The 15,861-nt window shown below is 59.1% G+C and carries 13 protein-coding genes and 1 pseudogene; 9 read left to right on the forward strand and 5 right to left on the reverse strand.

From position 1 onward, the window contains the following. Positions 1 to 31 precede the first annotated feature (31 nt). The 3 genes from NKI88_RS18760 (at position 32) to NKI88_RS18770 (ending at position 2,458) form a co-directional block, all read left to right on the forward strand. Positions 32 to 1,246 (forward strand): MFS transporter, encoded by a 1,215-nt coding sequence (locus NKI88_RS18760; protein ID WP_352656544.1) that lies wholly within the window; start codon positions 32 to 34, stop codon positions 1,244 to 1,246. A gap of 610 nt (positions 1,247 to 1,856) precedes the next feature. After that, positions 1,857 to 2,063, forward strand: a complete 207-nt coding sequence (locus tag NKI88_RS18765) for a type II toxin-antitoxin system RelE/ParE family toxin (RefSeq protein ID WP_348633130.1) — start codon at positions 1,857 to 1,859, stop codon at positions 2,061 to 2,063. Beyond that, a complete protein-coding gene (locus NKI88_RS18770) occupies positions 2,063 to 2,458 on the forward strand; it encodes an XRE family transcriptional regulator (RefSeq protein ID WP_352656546.1) in 396 nt (131 codons plus the stop codon). The genes NKI88_RS18765 and NKI88_RS18770 overlap by 1 nt, the downstream gene beginning before the upstream one ends. A 221-nt stretch (positions 2,459 to 2,679) precedes the next feature. On the opposite strand, the gene NKI88_RS18775 is transcribed toward NKI88_RS18770, so the two are convergent. Then, entirely contained in the window at positions 2,680 to 3,282 is a 603-nt protein-coding gene (locus NKI88_RS18775) for a phage integrase N-terminal SAM-like domain-containing protein (RefSeq protein WP_245261409.1), read from the reverse strand. A gap of 114 nt (positions 3,283 to 3,396) precedes the next feature. Between NKI88_RS18775 and NKI88_RS18780 the strand changes: the two genes are divergently transcribed. Continuing rightward, entirely contained in the window at positions 3,397 to 3,990 is a 594-nt protein-coding gene (locus tag NKI88_RS18780) for a hypothetical protein (protein WP_352656548.1), read from the forward strand. Positions 3,991 to 4,096: 106 nt separating this feature from the next. On the opposite strand, the gene NKI88_RS18785 is transcribed toward NKI88_RS18780, so the two are convergent. Continuing rightward, entirely contained in the window at positions 4,097 to 4,807 is a 711-nt protein-coding gene (locus NKI88_RS18785) for a hypothetical protein (protein ID WP_023827185.1), read from the reverse strand. Between the two features lie 12 nt (positions 4,808 to 4,819). After that, positions 4,820 to 5,293 carry a hypothetical protein gene (locus NKI88_RS18790; RefSeq protein ID WP_023724567.1) on the reverse strand — a complete coding sequence of 158 codons (474 nt, stop codon included), beginning with the start codon at positions 5,291 to 5,293 and terminating at the stop codon, positions 4,820 to 4,822. Positions 5,294 to 5,623: 330 nt separating this feature from the next. Here NKI88_RS18790 and NKI88_RS18795 point away from each other — a divergent pair, with 330 nt between their 5' ends. The 5 genes from NKI88_RS18795 to hyoA all read left to right on the forward strand — a co-directional run bounded on the left by NKI88_RS18795 (position 5,624) and on the right by hyoA (position 14,208). Next, positions 5,624 to 6,805 carry a CBASS cGAMP synthase gene (locus tag NKI88_RS18795; RefSeq protein ID WP_352656550.1) on the forward strand — a complete coding sequence of 394 codons (1,182 nt, stop codon included), beginning with the start codon at positions 5,624 to 5,626 and terminating at the stop codon, positions 6,803 to 6,805. After that, a complete protein-coding gene (locus NKI88_RS18800; RefSeq protein WP_352656552.1) occupies positions 6,805 to 8,463 on the forward strand; it encodes a ThiF family adenylyltransferase in 1,659 nt (552 codons plus the stop codon). Before NKI88_RS18795 ends, NKI88_RS18800 begins: the two co-directional genes overlap by 1 nt. After that, complete coding sequence (locus tag NKI88_RS18805) at positions 8,460 to 8,924, forward strand: Mov34/MPN/PAD-1 family protein (protein ID WP_050593865.1); 465 nt, start codon at positions 8,460 to 8,462, stop codon at positions 8,922 to 8,924. Before NKI88_RS18800 ends, NKI88_RS18805 begins: the two co-directional genes overlap by 4 nt. A gap of 371 nt (positions 8,925 to 9,295) precedes the next feature. Continuing rightward, on the forward strand, positions 9,296 to 10,468 hold the full coding sequence (locus NKI88_RS18810) for a Fic family protein (RefSeq protein ID WP_032910265.1): 1,173 nt from the start codon (positions 9,296 to 9,298) through the stop codon (positions 10,466 to 10,468). Then, on the forward strand, positions 10,465 to 14,208 hold the full coding sequence (gene hyoA / locus NKI88_RS18815; RefSeq protein WP_023827189.1) for an NACHT domain-containing antiphage protein HyoA: 3,744 nt from the start codon (positions 10,465 to 10,467) through the stop codon (positions 14,206 to 14,208). The genes NKI88_RS18810 and hyoA overlap by 4 nt, the downstream gene beginning before the upstream one ends. 311 nt (positions 14,209 to 14,519) lie before the next feature. Here the strand turns inward: hyoA and NKI88_RS31845 are convergent. Together NKI88_RS31845 and NKI88_RS18825 are read right to left on the reverse strand one after the other, a co-directional pair. Next, positions 14,520 to 14,707, reverse strand: a pseudogene (locus tag NKI88_RS31845) (ABC transporter permease); the annotation flags it as partial. A 264-nt stretch (positions 14,708 to 14,971) separates the two neighbouring features. Next, positions 14,972 to 15,586 carry a nitrogen fixation protein NifQ gene (locus NKI88_RS18825; protein ID WP_032910252.1) on the reverse strand — a complete coding sequence of 205 codons (615 nt, stop codon included), beginning with the start codon at positions 15,584 to 15,586 and terminating at the stop codon, positions 14,972 to 14,974. Positions 15,587 to 15,861: the final 275 nt, after the last annotated feature.

Below are 15,861 nucleotides of genomic sequence, written 5' to 3' on the forward strand. Positions count from 1 at the left end.
GTTGCATTGCATCAAAGTGGAGACTTCGTTCATGACCCAATCCGCAGCAGGTGTCATGGACGCTGTTCTGCACCCAGAAAAGCCCGTCCCACCGTCTGGTCCCGCATGGGGTGCGGTCATTTCGCTTTCCTTGGGCACCTTCGGGCTGGTCACGGCAGAGTTTCTGCCTGTCAGCCTGCTCACGCCCCTCGCGCGTGATCTCGGTATCAGCGAGGGAGCGGCTGGACAGGCGATGACGGCGACAGCTATCGTCGGGGCGATCTCGGCGCCGACGGTGGCCATCATCACAAAGCGCCTGGACCGCAGGACCGTCATGTGGACAATGACGCTGCTGCTGATCCTGTCGGACGTTCTGGCGGCCGGCGCGTGGTCGCTGGCGGTTCTCCTGACTGCACGCGTCGTGCTCGGCATAGCGCTCGGAGGCTTCTGGTCAATGTCGGCAGCACTGGCGATGCGGCTCGTTCCAAGCCACCTCCTGCCGCGCGCTATGTCGATCATCCTCACCGGCGTTTCCGTAGCTACCGTCTGCGCAGCTCCAATCGGCGCCTATGTCGGCGATATCTGGGGATGGCGAAGCGCCTTCATGCTCGCCGCAGCCGGCGCCGCCGCTACACTGCTCGTGCAACTCATAACCATTCCGAGACTGCCTCCGATTGGAGTGGCTAGCTTCCGAAGCCTGCTGGATGTGGCCAAGATTCCGATGGTCAAAATTGCGCTTTTGGTCGTCCTGCTGGTCGCTTCCGGCCACTTCGCCGGAATCACCTATATCCGCGCCTTCCTCGAGAAGATTCCCGCGCTGGATGTAGAAACGATCTCGCTTGTGTTGCTTGCTTTTGGCATCGGCGGATTTTTCGGCAATCTGGCCGGCGGGCTTCTGGCCGAGTACAGTCTCAAGGCAGTCGCGGCCCTTGCACCGCTGCTCATAGCGATAGCCGCTGTTTCGCTGCTGACGGCGGGAGCATCGGCCTTGGCCTCGGCGATTGCTGTTGCCGCGTGGGGGTTTGCCTTCGGCGCGGTGCCAGTGGGATTGCAGACGTGGATGGTACGGAGGGCTGTTCCCGAGCAGGCCCAAAGCGCCGGTGTGCTGCTGGTCACAGTATTCCAAGTGGCAATCGCCGCCGGCGCGATTTTCGGCGGACTATTGGTGGAGAATGCGGGGATTACCAGCGCCATTGCCTACAGTGCTGTTGCCACGTTCGTCGCTGCCCTCATAGTGTTCGTGCTCGGCCCGAAGCGCGAAACCTAGACCGCCTGACAGGAGAGAGGTCTCAGCAGCGCAGCGGGACAAGAGATGCGATGCACGGCGCGGCGCGGTCCTCCGCACGATTACGCATGGACCAGCGCAAGCGCCTCGCCGGCTTCACCTCCGGGCCACGCGACCTTCGCCGCCAGACACGCGAACCTCGCCGGCACCGGTTCCATTTGGCGTCGGTGAGCGCTGCCGGCGCGATGGAACCCTTGCTGGCGGTCATATCCTTTACGACGAGCCGGCATTCTGGGCAAGCGACAGCTACGCGCCGGCCATGCCCGTCAGAACGCCGGTGACGATGCCGCTCGATAGCGCAGACAGGTCGCGAATTGCCAGTCGTGTCAACGGCGGCCGGATTATCGTCGACCGCGCCTACCTTGTTTCGGCCGCAGACTATCGTTCGGCAGCTTGATGATGTTGACAACATAGCCTAGGAGCTATGTATGACTTTGGAAGTCGTTTTTGGCGATGAGTTCGATGGGGAGTTCGAGGCGTTGCCCCAGACAGTCCAAGATGAGCTATTGGCCTCCGCTAAGCTGCTCGGTGTGTTTGGCCCCAGCTGGGGCGACCGCATGCGGATACCTTGAATGACTCGTCGTTCGCGAACATGAAAGAACTTCGCTTCGATGCTGATGATGGTGTCTGGCGGGTTGCGTTCGCATTCGACCGGAAGCGGAAGGCGATCCTGCTCGTCGCCGGCGATAAGTCGGGCGTGAGTGAGAAGGGCTTCTATAAACGTCTGATCGCCAAGGCGGACAAGCGCTATCAAGGGCATCTCGACCGTTTGGCGGCGGCGAAGAAGGAGAAGAAGTGATGGGACGCAAGCTTGATGACCTAATCGCTGCGCTCCCCGCGGATCGTCGGGAGCGGGTCGACGCGCGTTTCGAAGAGTTAAGGGGAGAAGTCGAGAGTCTCGGCGATTTGCGGCGTGCCGCTGGAAAGGCCCAGGCCGAAATCGCTTCGGTCCTCAAGATCAAGCAGCCTTCGGTCTCGAAGATCGAGAAACAAGCCGACATGTACTTGTCTACTCTTAAAAGCTACGTCGAGGCGATCGGGGGGCAACTCGAACTCGTCGTTCGCCTTCCCTCGCGCGCGCCCCTCCGTATAGAGCGGCTCGGCGACGTCGTGGCTCCCAAAGCCGTCTCCGTGCATAGCGTTAAAAGACCGGCAGGTGGACGTAATCGCACAAAGGCCGCACGCGCCGGCTGACCTCACTCTGTTCGGCTAAAGACTACCGATGGGGGCGAGATGCTCTCGTCCATGCGACGAGTAGGTATGAGCAACGTCCTAGTTAGCCCAGCTCGCGGCAAGGTAACGGAGGCCGACATAGGTGTGAGCTGCGGATGCCGGCGACTTTGGCTGCCTCCTGGACTGCGCGGTGCAATTGCCTCGATGAGATCGGCGCGGTGAAGCTGCGCCCCGGGGAACAGTCAGCCATGGGGGAGCATCACCCCGCGCCACCTGCCTTCGCGCCACCACAGCCGGAGCAGTTCCAGAAATTGCAGCGAGAGCATAGCGTTGCGGTCCCTGCGTCCCTTGGCCTGTTCGACGCGGATCAGCATGCGTGTCGAGTCGATGTCGTCGATCTTGAGGTGCGCAACTTCAACACGCGCAGGCCCGCGCGATAGGCGACGCCGAGCGCGGCCTTTTACTTGATGCCGGGTGCGGCTTCGAGCAGCCGCGCCGCTTCCTCCACGCTCAGCACCTCGGGCAGCTTGCGCTAATACCTCATGATCACCAGCGCACGCGCCAGATCCCGACGCTTCAGCGTCACGAGGAACAGGAACCGCAGTGCCGAGACGGCGCCAATTGATCGTCGCAGGGCCGCCGCCGCTCTCATGCTGATGCAGCTGGAATCGACGGATGTCCGCAGCCGTCGCCGTGTCGGGCGAGCGGCCAAGGAACACAGCGAAGCGCCGGAGGTGACGAACGTAGTCCTGCTGGGTATGGGAGCCCAGGCCACGCATGAGCATGTCGTGCTGCATGCGCTGGCGAAGCGGAGAGATTGGTGCATCGGTCGACAGGGTAGCCATGGCGAGTTCCTCTCGTTGAACGGAACTCCAAGATCAGATCGACGCCTCTTGGCTGAACATGATCAACCCGGAGACAGCTGAACCGTACGCCGCCCTGCTGGCAAGCACCGCACGATGCAACCAGTTGAAGCTGAGTTGCGCGCCATCGTTGGCCTTTTCAACGGCACTCGCACTGACGTACGTGAACTTTTGGGCCTTCCGATTGCAAACGAATGCGATCGTCGCCTGGCTGTTGTTGCCACGAAGGAGGCGGAGAAGAAGGCCAGAGCTGCCGTGCAAGCTGAGACAATCAAAATCAATCGGCAGAAAGAGCTTGCGGAGTACGCCGAAACGGTACTCAACGACCCCGGCGCATGGCTGAACGAGTCACATCCTGATCTTGACGGTCGCTCGCCTTCGGAGGCCGCCTATCATGGCTATCACGCCGCCGGGAAGGCGCGTGAAATCCTTTCCGCGATTGAACGCCGCCAACGGGCTGACCGTGACAACCTAGCCGAAGCAAATTTGTGGCGTCAGAAATTGCGGAAAGCGGTTGAACAGCGATTGAGCAAGGATGAGGCCGAAGCGTTCCTGAGCGACAGAGATGAGGATTACAATCGCTCGACAGCCACCATCTTCTGCCGAGACGAGGCAAGCTTTCGATCGGTCCTCCGTAAGCTAGAAATCTGGATCAACGCGTTCGTCTCTAGGCGCCACCACCCATTTTGAGATCTGCAGGCTTGTACAGCCCTTGAGACCAAGGGTTTGAGAAACAGGCCAGAAAGGGCTGGCGGACACACGCACCACCCAGTCCGGCCTTAAGCTACGCGGATTTTTAGCCTAAGAACCGCGCGAAAAAGCCAGGTCTTGGCACGCGGCGCATGACAATAGTGCCGGCCGTACTCAATGCGGCTTCGGCCTTTCGGTTGGTCCAGTAGTGACCAGAGAGCTCGCCGGTCCTTGCGATGAACTCGACAATGCCGGCCCCGTAATGCTGTCTCACGTCAGTCGGTTCAAGACTGGTGTTATCCAACTGTTCATAGACGTAGCTCAGCTCTGGCCGATCTGGCTTTGCCCAGCGTGGACGAACGAAGCGAGTGCGGCTCACTTTTTTTGTTCCGTCCGGCGTAATTTCGATCGAAATGTCGAACAGGCTCGATTCTATCGTGACAGTCGCCTTGGTAACCAATTCATCGGCTTGTGTCAGTCCCGTGGCGAGAGCATCGAAGGAAGGAGCTTCGCGCTTAGCGGCCAAGTACAAGCGCTGCACCTTGGGCCAGTTGGACCGAATTTCGGCACGCCATTCCCCGTCAAGCCATGGAAACCACCAGTATTTCGCAAAAGTTATCCAGTGCAGAACGCGCAAAATTGGTCGGATACTAAGCAGCACGATCGCGCAACTGATGAATAGTGCAATTTTGGAAGTCCATTCAAAAAGATCTCGGGGACTTGCCGCATAGCCAAAATGGAGAATTCCCACGCAGAACGCCACGATTACCAGCACGAGCGTACTCAGAATCAGACTGCGACTCATTGCGAAGATCATTGCAAAGCCCCCTCACTCCCGGCCGCGATCGCGTGCAGCACGGTAGAACTCCTCTTTACCTCGATGGAACACGGCCAAGCCGAAGTCACGACTCGAAATGCCGGTGGCCAGCACCCCGGGGAGCGTCGATCCAAACAACGCTGCGAGATAACGCCCACCGAAGCGTTTCTTTCTGTCAATGCGTGCCGCAGGAACGATAGGTGGCGAAAAATATTGAGCAACCCTGGTCACTTCGAGGTTTGGCTTAAGAACATGAAAGCCATCATGAAGTTCATGCCAAGGATGCGAGATCGCCGCCAACGCTGTTGCAGTTTCGGCATCATCGGTGAGATTGCTTGTCGGGCGCAGCGAAATGATCGGCAAGTATTCAGGAGATTCCGCCACTATCAACCCAATTCCGGAGAAATCTGACCCTGCGCGAACGTCGACTTCCTCAAGAAGGCTCACCAGTTGCTTGATCAATTTTTTGGGTGCGGCCGACGTCATGGTGCTGAACTGCGCGCTTTTGGAATCGAATGCAAACCGTTACAACATTGTGTTTGTGCGAGCTGATCTGCCCAATTTTTTGGTTACCTGAAGCTGGGGTGGTCCAGAGGCGCATGGTAGAAATCCATTCGACTTTCAGACCAAGCCTGTCCTGGCGCGCCATCCTGGACCCGATCGGATCTGAAAGTGGCGCAAGGTCTAGCACAAACAGCCAAAACGGCAAAAAATCAAGCCTTCGTCAGACTCCTGTAGATATCGCGCCTATACTCCTTGAAACCCCTGCGTGCCTCGCCCATGTTCAGATCAAAGTAAGAATCGGCCAGGTGGGGAATGACTCTAGCAAATGCGCACGCGCTTTTTTACGGCCTCAAAGCCGAGCCGAGCTATCTGGCGAACCTAGATGTAAGCGACGATGAACGCGCACAACTGATGGAAGCGCGCAGTGAAATTCGCGCGACATTGAAGGCCGCGGCATCACAAATCCAACTGACCGACAACTACTGGCAGGATTCGTATCGTCAGAAAGTCAACTGGCGGCAACGACCCGAAATCCAAGTCAAGTTCATGACCCAAGGCAGCTTCGCCTACCGGACGCTCAACGAGCCCGCGCAAAAGCCCAAGCAAGAAATCGACCTTGACGACGGCATGTACGTGCCCGTCCAGTTCATCGCCAACGGCGAACCCGCACTTGCCGCGAAAGGCTTGTTCGAGTTTGTGGATTCAGTGCTGATACCGCTTTGCGACGCGCGAGGCTGGGTCCGTGATACGACCAAAGCTTGTTGTGCAAGGGTGAAATTGTGGCCGGGTGCTCACATCGACATTCCGATCTATTCAATCCCACAGGACCGCTTCAATCAACTTCGTGAAAGTCTCGCAAAGGCGCATATAGCCGTAGCAACACGCGGTTCCGTTAAAGGTGGCTGGAAACTACCTTCAGATAAGATCATGTTGGCTCAACGAGACGGGAGTTGGGTTCAGTCCGACCCGCAGATGATACACGATTGGGTCGACGGCCGATCGGAGAGATACGGGCCGCCGTTTCGACGTCTTTGCCGTTTCTTCAAGGGCTGGCGCGACTACACTTGGGAGAAGTCGGTGCTCTCCTCGATCTGCCTGATGCGTGCAATCGACATGGCTCTCTCGGAACTCCCGGGCCTTCCGAGAGGCGATCGCGACGATGAGTTGATACTGGAGATTGCGAAGCGCCTGCCCAGTATATTCGACGGAACGATCGTCAACCCGGTTCTGTGGCATCTTTGCATCAATGACTGGAGCGACCAAGATCGCAACGAGATCGTAAGAGGCGCGGTCGCGCTTCGAGGTGAAATGGAAGCCGCCCTCGAACGCACGGGCGACGCAGAACAGGTTGTGCTGAAACTGCGGAACCGTTTCGGCACGCGCATCCCTTATCGGCCCGACGCGATTAAAATGGCGCCAAAAATTTCAGCGATCCAAAAGGCGGCGGCCGCGGTTGTCCCCGCACCGCGTATTATTGCTTCGACTTCGGGCTAATGAATTCAAGCGACGCACTGGCTATCGTCGATGCGACCTTGCGCAATGCCGGCTTCGCTCCTGCCGGTGTAGGGCCAGCCGATTATGACGGCCAGATAAGAGTGCATGGCAGGCCCGTCGATGTTTCCATATCGATCCCCGATATGCGCTTTGCAACTCGCCCTCGGATCACACTCAAAGATCGCACTCAGATTCCGGTCGAAACTCTCGCGCATGTCGAAGAGGAGACCGGGATTTGCTATGCCTCCGGGGCTGGGCTTCCTTTAGATCTATATCAGCCTGGCGAGGCGATTTTGCGAGTGCTCGAAGAAGCGAGCAGGACACTGGAGCTTTCCTACCGAGGGAAAGGCCCCGCCGAGTTGATAGACGAATACCAATCTTACTGGAAGTCAGACCTGACAGTGCGCTGCATGCTTCCGCGAGATGAGGTTGCAGATGGCAGGCGTGCAACTCTCTTTCTTGCCAAGCGTGAAGGCAAGGTGGAATTTCTATGCATCTCAAGTGAAGAGAAACTACGCGGCTACGAGTCAGCATTTCCCCGTGCAGTTGAGTTCTGGCGAACGGAAAAGCTCGTTGGGCCTATAGGTATCATGATGGCGCCGCGGACGCTCGCAGACCTCAAGAAGTGGCTGGTAGGACATCCTGATCTGCACCGCGATTGGCGAAGGCTTGTGCAGTTCCTATGTGCGGACAACTGTCTCTTTATCTCCGCGCCAAACGCTCTGCTTGGCATTTCCGTCAATTTTCCGCAAGACCTCAAGCATGCAGTGTCGAAAGGTAATATACGTCAACAGGCGCTGCTTGGTATCGCAGAAACGCTAGCCACCAAAATCACTCTGGACAGATATTCGGGTCAATGGTCGAGTCTGACTGACGTGACAAATCGAAACAATCAAAGCGAAAATACCCTGCAGCAAAAATCGATAGCCCTCATTGGCTGCGGCACGATCGGTAGCAATCTTGCTCGCATGCTCGTCCAGATAGGCGCGGGCAGTTGCAAGCCTTTTAGCCTCTTCGACAACGAAGTTTTGGCCCAAGGCAACATCGGGAGACATTTGCTTGGCTTTACCGAGATCGGAAAACCAAAAGCCTCAGCTGTCGCGGCCGAGCTAGAGCGGTTTCACCCGCAGGTGCATGTAGCTGCCTACGAGCAAGATGCGCTCGAACATTTGGACGTGCTGGGTAAACATGATCTGATAATCGATGCGACAGGGTCCTGGAACGTACAGTCGGCCATCAACGAATGGTATCTAGATAACTCCGCCATTCAGACTAGCGCACTTCTTCACTCTTGGGTGTTTATGAACGGCGCGGGCGTGCAGAGCTTTCTCAATTTAAGAGACGAGTTCAGTTGCTTCCGGTGTTTGAAGCCCGTCTTCGATGGACCTTGGCGCTTTCCGGTCGGAGACGAGAAGGACGAACTGAATTTGCAGCCTGCGACTTGTGGGGACGGCTCATTCATCCCCTTCACGATCGACGCGCCGATGATGGCAGCCAGTCTGACAACGCGTGCGGCGCTCGATTGGGCTAACGGCCATCCGGGTCCGCGGCTCAGGTCCGCTGTGGTCGATCTGCGCCGCGGGCGGGTGCAAGGACCACGTTTTCCGAGACCTTCTGAATTCTGCCCCGCATGTGCGTCGAGACGAACGTCAGCATGACGCAGGTACTGGTGCCGAAATCGGTCTTGGATAAAATTCGCGAACACGAAAATAACTGGCCGAGACTAAGCGAACGCGGCGGTCTTCTCCTCGGCTACCGCAAAAACGATGCAATTCAGATCGACAGCGCTACCTTCCCGGGGCGGTGGGACTATGCCACTCCAACCCTCTTCCGGAGATCTGAGCAAGGTCACAAGCTTCGGGCCCTTCGAGAGTGGGTGCGCTCGGGGCAGACGATCGATTGGGTTGGCGAATGGCATACACACCCAGGCGGAGTAGCCGAACCGTCCTTTGTCGATCGGCGCAGTTGGCGGCGCATCGCGGGTCATACAAAAAGACTGATGGCTTTTCTGATCTTCAACGACACTCAAATGTATGCTGGTTTGCAATCGCCGCACGTGAGTCGCGTTAAGAAGCTGACGCTCGACGAGGAAAACGACGTAGCGAAACTCTTTACCTAAACGTTTGGCGTAAAATCAACTTGCCGCTTGACCGCCAAGCTCCGCTACTTTGAAGCATGCGTTCTTCATTCGTCAGTTAGCTTGAAAGCTTCAGAAAGTTTGGCTTGAGAAAGTCGCTGCTGCCAGCCTTGGTTGCCTCTGAAACGCGAGGTTTACGGGATCTCGCTCGCATAGGAGGACGCGGGATGCGCGTGTTGGTGCGCTGAAAAGGGCGATTTGCGAAACTCCTCTCAGCCCATGCAGTGGTCCACGGAGCTAACCGGAAATATAACCGGCATGGATAGCGGTATGATTCGCATCTTTTCCCATGAAATCCGGCATATACAAGCGGCATGAAATGCGGCATAATTTCCGGCATGGGCACTAGCGCGATGGAACCGATGCTACCCGAAGAGGGTGTGCGCGATCTTGAGGACACGACAGCGCAGTTGCTGTTGGATGCCGGCCGCCTTGCCGGCCGCATGCACCCGATCGTGCGGGAGACTGTTGGTGCGCTCGTGCGCTCGATGAATTGCTACTATTCAAACCTGATCGAGGGCCACGATACTCATCCGCGCGACATCGACCGTGCGCTAGCAAATGACTTTTCGAGTGAACCCAAGCAGCGCGAACTCCAGCAGGAGGCTGTTGCGCATATCTACGTGCAGCAGTTGATCGATGAGCAAAAGGATCCGGAGATCTGGCCGGCGACTGCAACCTACGCTCGCTGGCTGCATGAGCGATTTTGTGAGCGGCTGCCAGAAGAGTTCCTTTGGGTCGAGAATCCTGACACGGGCGAACGGCTCCGAGTGGTGCCTGGCCAGTTAAGAACCCGCGATGTCCGTGTTGGGCGTCACGAACCTCCGCTTCACGGTGACCTGCCACGATTCCTCGCCCGGTTCGATCAGGCTTATACGGCCCCAACTCTATCGCGCCTACGTCAGGTCCAGTCTGTTGGCGCTGTCCATCATCGCTTCCTTTGGATCCATCCCTTTCTCGACGGCAATGGGCGTGTTGCGCGACTGATGTCACACGCACTCCTGAAAAGGCTTGGCATTGGCACAAGTCTTTGGTCGGTCGCGCGCGGCCTTGCGCGTGAAGAGACCCGTTACAAACAGTTGCTGATGGCGGCCGATGGTCCTCGGGAAGGCGACCGCGACGGGCGCGGGAACTTGACACAGCGCGGTTTGGTCGCCTTCTCACGATTCTTTCTTGAACGCGCGCTCGATCAGATCGCCTTCATGGGCGAGTTGCTTGAGCCCGACGTGTTACTGCGCCGGATGGAACTGCATATCGAGGAAGAAGTCCGTGCCAAGCGGCTGCCACGAGGTAGTTTCGTGGTACTCCGAGAGGCAGCGCTCAATGGCGAGGTCGAGCGCGGCCGGGTGCCGTCTCTCACTGGCTACGAGGAACGCGCGGCGCGGATCATCAGTTCGGCGCTGATCGATCGGGGCATGCTGACATCGTCGAGCAGTCGGGCACCGCTTCGGTTGGGTTTTCCGGCCAATATAGCCGAGCGCTGGTTTCCGAGGCTTTATCCGCTCGATGCAGGGTCAGGGCCGTGAGCGGCGCCGTCCCCCTTATCCGACGGTTCACGCCGATCTCCCGCCAATATCAGGACGCAGATGTCGATCTTGAAAACATCTGGACGATCCTCGATCGGGGTAAGCGCCTTGAATGGGGATCGCTTCGCGACGCTTATCGATGCGTGATCCTTGCCGATGCCGGCGCGGGCAAGACGTTTGAGCTTAAGGCGGAGGCGGAGCGTCTTGCGGCACGTGGCCGCAATGCCTTCTTCATCAGGATCGAGGATATCGACGAGGCGTTTGGGGCCGCGTTCGAGGTCGGCAAGCCGGAGGCTTTCGAGGCGTGGCTAGCGGGAACCGGCGAAGCTTGGTTCTTCCTCGATTCCGTGGACGAGGTCAGGCTCGAGGCGCCGCGCGCGTTCGAGACGGCCATTCGCGCCTTTGCCAGCCGTATCCACGATGCACGGCAGCGCGCGCATGTCTATATTTCGAGCCGGCCATACGCTTGGCGATCTAGGATCGACGGTGCGTTGATAGAAGAACTGCTGCCCTATGAGCCGCCCGTACGCGAGGCGACCGGCGATGAGGCCGAGCCCGAGGTGTCAGCGGCCAAGAACGATGCCAAGCCGGGCCTTGAACTCTTTCGACTTGCTCCACTTGACCCCGACGATATCCGCATCTTTGCCGGCCATCGGGGAGTGAGCGATGCCGACGCGTTGATCGAGGCGCTCGAACGCACCGATCTATTCGTCATCGCCCAGCTTCCGTTCGATCTGGAAGACATCCTCGCCGTCTGGGGGGAGACCGGCTCGCTTGACAGTCGCCTGGCGGTACTCGAACGCGGTCTCCGGCGCAGACTTGCGCCTTCAGCCGGCAGGCTCGTCACACTATCGTTAGAAAAGGCGGTGGAAGGCGCCCGCCGCATCGCGATTGCAACGACACTCACCGGCGAGGCCAACATTCAGATGCCCGGGGCCTCTGGCGGGGGGATCGATGCCGTCGCAGTTCTGCATGACTGGACGATCGCCGAGATCCTTGAGCTGCTCGGCCGGGGAGTGTTCACCGACGCGATTTACAAAATGGTGCGCTTCCGCCATCGCGAGAGCCGCGAACTGCTGGCGGCGCAGGAGTTGGCCGGCGCGCTGGCGAACCCCGAGCTTCGCGCCAAGATTGAGGCTTTGCTATTCCGCGAAGTCTACGGGGAAGCCGTGGTCGTGCCGCGCACGCGTCCGCTGCTACCATGGCTCATCCTCTTCGATGAGCGCGTACGAGATCGGGCTCTCGCTTTGCAACCGGAGATCATCACCGAAGGCGGCGATCCAGCCCGCCTGCCGATCGAGGTTCGGAAGCGCATCTTGCGCGATCTTGTCGAGCGCATAGCCACTGGAGACTCACGCGGTGGCGACAACAGCGCGATTGCCAGGATCGCACAACCCGACCTTACCGATGAGACGTTGGCGTTGCTCGGCGCCTATGGTGACAATGATGACGTCATCTTCTTCCTCGGCCGGTTGGTGTGGCAGGGTGCTATGGCGGTCGCCGCCGAACGACTGTCCCCAGTCGCGCGTGATCCTGACCGTGGCATCTACGCGCGTATTGTTTCGACCCGTGCGGTCTCGACGATCGGCGGTGCTGACGCTGGCAGGGAGTTATGGTCTGCGCTGAATGCATCCGGTGTAGTGCTGCCGCGCCGGCTTTTGGGCGAACTTGTCGATGGGGCGCCACCAGATCTCGCTTCGGTCGACCTTTTGCTCGCGTCACTAGAAACGGTCGAGTCGCACGAACGATTCGAGACCACAGGCCTTAGTCAGGCTATTCGCAGTCTGATCGATCGGCTACCGCTAACCAGCGACACTGCCCCGGAGCGGCCATTAGTTCGACTCATCGAGGGATTGGCCGATTTCCTCGCGCGCGAACCGCATATCCAACGACGCGAATGCAAGATCTCGGAAACCCTCCGCTGGCTGATGGCGCCGGCAATGCATGCCGTCGAACGCCTAATCGTCAGCCGCTCGCAAGCCTGCTTCGACCCCGCCCCGCTGGCGGTACTGAGCCAGGCGCCTGCCCTGCGACATTGGGGCGCCAGCGAAGAACACGAGCATCGGACCAAGCTTAACAAGTTAGTCCCGCGGTGGACGGCACTGAATGATGCACTGTTCTGGCACACGGTCGCGATGGTACGCGAAGCACGTGAGGACACTGACAAGCCGGTGGACGACGACTGGACCGTCAGTTGGATGGGTCACTTCTGGGCATTTGACGAACCAAGCTTCTCGCGCACGCTTGGTTGGACCAGAACGCGAGACTTAGCTGATGATCGTTCGCTGGCATTGTCCCGGACGTTTCGTACCTATGCGCAGAACCGGCGTCCTCGTAGTTGGCGCCGGCTTCTGTGGCGGTCGGTTGGCGGCGATCCTATTCTGGAATCCAAACTCAAGACCTTAATGCGCCCGATGGCGTCGCCAGAGCGGAGGCGGTGGCGCGCCAATGAGCGCAAATGGGCACAACGTCGCCGCAGGCGCGACGAGAATGAGGCGGCCGGCCGGGCGGCGCTCGTCGCACGACTCAAGGCAAATCCCGACCTCGTGCGCGAGCCGGCTGGCCTAGAACCCGGACAGATGAGTTGGGACCAAGCTCATCTGCTGCAGAGTGTTGAGGGCGATGGGATGCGAATCAGCCGCGGCGCTGGTAGCAAATGGCAGATGCTCATTCCCGAATTCGGCGAGGCGGTCGCCGTGGCTTTTCGCGATGGTGCTCAGCTACATTGGCGCGCCTATCGCCCAACCCTGCGCTCAGAAAATGGCGGTAGCAACTCCATTCCCTATGCGTTGATCTTCGCAATGGCAGGGCTCGAGATCGAGTCCGGCGATGATGGGAGGGGCCTGACCCAGCTCGGCAACGACGATGCGTTGCATGCCCTGCATTACGTCTTCTCCGAGTTGAATGGTTTTCCGCACTGGCTTGAACCGCTCTACCGTGCCCATCCTGAAGCCGGTTTCGATCTGATTTGGGGCGAGACGCGCTGGGAACTGGCCAATAGCGGTGCCAAGCCGATGCATTACATGCTCCACGACCTGGTCTACCACGCGCCTTGGCTACACGCGGCCTTGGCACCGTCGATCCATGATTGGCTGTCCGAGCATGGTGCCGCGAATGGCGATTGCCTGCGCCATGGATGCACGATCATGATCAGCGGTGGACTTTCGACCGCCTCTCTCGCCGCCCTCGCCCGTCGTCGTGTTGAGGACGCGACTACTCCCGCGAACCAGTTTGCCAGTTGGCTCGCCATGTGGGTGGATTGCGCTCCCGACGCAGCGATCCCGGTCCTCGACGCTCATCTCGAATCGCTCTCGTCGCCCGACGACGCACGCTTTGCCGAGGAGTTCGTCGTCTCTCTCGTAGGCGGCAGTTATCAGTCGGGCTTGTCGACTAGCGCCTGGAAAAGTCCTCAATTTCTCAAAGCGCTCTATGTGCTGATGCACCAACATATCCGATCGAGGGAAGACCTCGATCGTGCGAACGGCCGCGTCTATTCGCCCACGACGCGCGATGATGCCCAAGATGCCCGTAACAGTTTGTTCAATCTCCTTTCGGCGATCCCAGGCGAAGCAACCTATCGGGAGATTTTGACCCTTGCCGAGGATCATCCCGAGCCGAGTTACCGCGTACATATGCGCCGCCGGGCTTATGCCCGAGCGGTGGAGGATAGTGACCGGGAGTGGTCGCTCACCGACGCGCTGATCCTGAGTGGGCAGATGAGGCGCAAAGCAGCCAATTAAACGTAAAATATTCGGGGCTAGTATTGACCCGCGCTACCGGGCTTGGGTGCAACTCAGAAAGGTCGAAGAGAGTGCGCGAACATACGCGATTCTGCCGGTGCGGCCGTCTGAGTCCCTTTGATACCAGCGCCGGGACTCGGTTGAAGCAAAACCAGATCTAAACCGCATAAACTCACCGCGAATGGTCCGTTAGCAGACGATCTCTACAACAGCGCTGTATTGGCGGTAGCCCTCTCCCGACTCGAACCCCCGAATAAGCGGTTCGATCATGCTTGCATCACTGTATGTCCAGGGCCGTCAACTTCCTTCATGAGCGCGCGAAATTCAGCTGGAGGCGCAAGGCAGAAAGTTCGAAAAGCTTCCAGGAACCCCAGCGCGCGCGCCGCCGGAAACTGGCCGAGAATGATGGCGGAGCCGCAGCAACGAAATTGATGGCGACGCCGGAGACAATCTGGCCACCCCAATGGGTGATCGAGGCGAAACTGTGCACCAGCGCGAACAATGACGGCGGTGAACCGCGGCCGCCCAGGCGCCGCAACCGCCAGGCAGGCGAGCAGCAACGGCCCGGAGAACACCAGTTGCTCGGCGGCGATGGTGCGGGCCGCATCCCGCACCGCCATCATGACGGCGCCCGCCGAAGTGAGCATGGCGACTAATCGGACAGCAGGCACAGCATTCAATCCCCGAAGGCGTCAGTCTACGTTCGTAAGAGACATATGGCGCGGCGCGAGCGCTGCGGCTGTACGACAGACGAAAGCGGTTCTCAATCCGAGGCGATGCCGTTCTTGATCCGTGTGAGGCGGCTTTCGCCTTCCTCCGGGCCGAAGCAGCTTTCGACATCATTGCATTCCCGGCAACTGGGCGCGCTGCACAGCGAAAAGCCTTCGGCCTCGCAGAGCTTGCGATAAAAGTATTTTTTCCATTTCATGTTTTGGGTGTTGCCGGCCGCCAGCGTCGGAAAATGCGAGGCGAGCAGGCGGCCGAGGTCGCTTCGACTAAAAAGGCCAAGGTCTTGCCAGAGGTGGTCATTGCGCATGGCACGCCGGGCGATGATCTTGGCGAAGCGGGCGCTTGCCTTGTCGTCGGGCCGGGCATGCGCCAGCAGCAGTCCGCGCAGAAGTTCTTCTTCCAGATCCGGCTCAGGCTCGCTCCCCTCTTCCAAGGCAAACGCGTTGATAGGAAAAGCAGGGAAACAGCGGGACAGGACATCGCGCAACTCGGCGCGCGAAAGTCCGGTTGCCTCCGTCGCCGTCGCCTCGCCGGCCTCGATCTCCTCGAGCGCACGTGAAAGCACACAGGCAAGCACATGCTGGTCGAACCTTCTCTCCAGCTGCGGCCATTGGCCGGTGCTGAGCCGGGCATAATGTTGGGCAAATATGGTGCGTTCTCCTGGTTTCGCCCTATCAAATCATGCAGAGAGCCGGCCTGCCGCAACATGGGTCGGGCAGTTCTTCGGTACGGCACTCCGGGTCGCCTCGCGTCGAGTAGTTCGGCAATTCTCGTCTGGTCCATCGTCTCTGACGCAAATTCTGTGATTCGAAGAGGTTCGCGAACCCCTGCCCTGCCGTTTGCGCCTCACGGGAACACTGGCGCCGGAAATGCCCCGCAGAGTTGGACGTGGACCGTGCAGGACAACGCCGCGTGCTGAGTGCG

It is taken from the genome of Mesorhizobium sp. M0317, assembly GCF_040321555.1.
Classification (GTDB): Bacteria; Pseudomonadota; Alphaproteobacteria; order Rhizobiales; family Rhizobiaceae; genus Mesorhizobium.

What these genes read in the sequence shown, in the direction of transcription:
- NKI88_RS18810 (WP_032910265.1), top strand. Translation starts at nt 9,296, where the DNA reads ATGGAACCGATGCTACCCGAAGAGGGTGTGCGCGATCTTGAGGACACG.
- NKI88_RS18805 (WP_050593865.1), top strand. Translation starts at nt 8,460, where the DNA reads ATGACGCAGGTACTGGTGCCGAAATCGGTCTTGGATAAAATTCGCGAA.
- NKI88_RS18765 (WP_348633130.1), top strand. Translation starts at nt 1,857, where the DNA reads ATGAAAGAACTTCGCTTCGATGCTGATGATGGTGTCTGGCGGGTTGCG.
- NKI88_RS18760 (WP_352656544.1), top strand. Translation starts at nt 32, where the DNA reads ATGACCCAATCCGCAGCAGGTGTCATGGACGCTGTTCTGCACCCAGAA.
- NKI88_RS18780 (WP_352656548.1), top strand. Translation starts at nt 3,397, where the DNA reads ATGCAACCAGTTGAAGCTGAGTTGCGCGCCATCGTTGGCCTTTTCAAC.
- NKI88_RS18790 (WP_023724567.1), bottom strand. Translation starts at nt 5,293, where the DNA reads ATGACGTCGGCCGCACCCAAAAAATTGATCAAGCAACTGGTGAGCCTT.
- NKI88_RS18775 (WP_245261409.1), bottom strand. Translation starts at nt 3,282, where the DNA reads ATGGCTACCCTGTCGACCGATGCACCAATCTCTCCGCTTCGCCAGCGC.
- NKI88_RS18770 (WP_352656546.1), top strand. Translation starts at nt 2,063, where the DNA reads ATGGGACGCAAGCTTGATGACCTAATCGCTGCGCTCCCCGCGGATCGT.
- NKI88_RS18785 (WP_023827185.1), bottom strand. Translation starts at nt 4,807, where the DNA reads ATGATCTTCGCAATGAGTCGCAGTCTGATTCTGAGTACGCTCGTGCTG.
- NKI88_RS18795 (WP_352656550.1), top strand. Translation starts at nt 5,624, where the DNA reads ATGACTCTAGCAAATGCGCACGCGCTTTTTTACGGCCTCAAAGCCGAG.
- NKI88_RS18800 (WP_352656552.1), top strand. Translation starts at nt 6,805, where the DNA reads ATGAATTCAAGCGACGCACTGGCTATCGTCGATGCGACCTTGCGCAAT.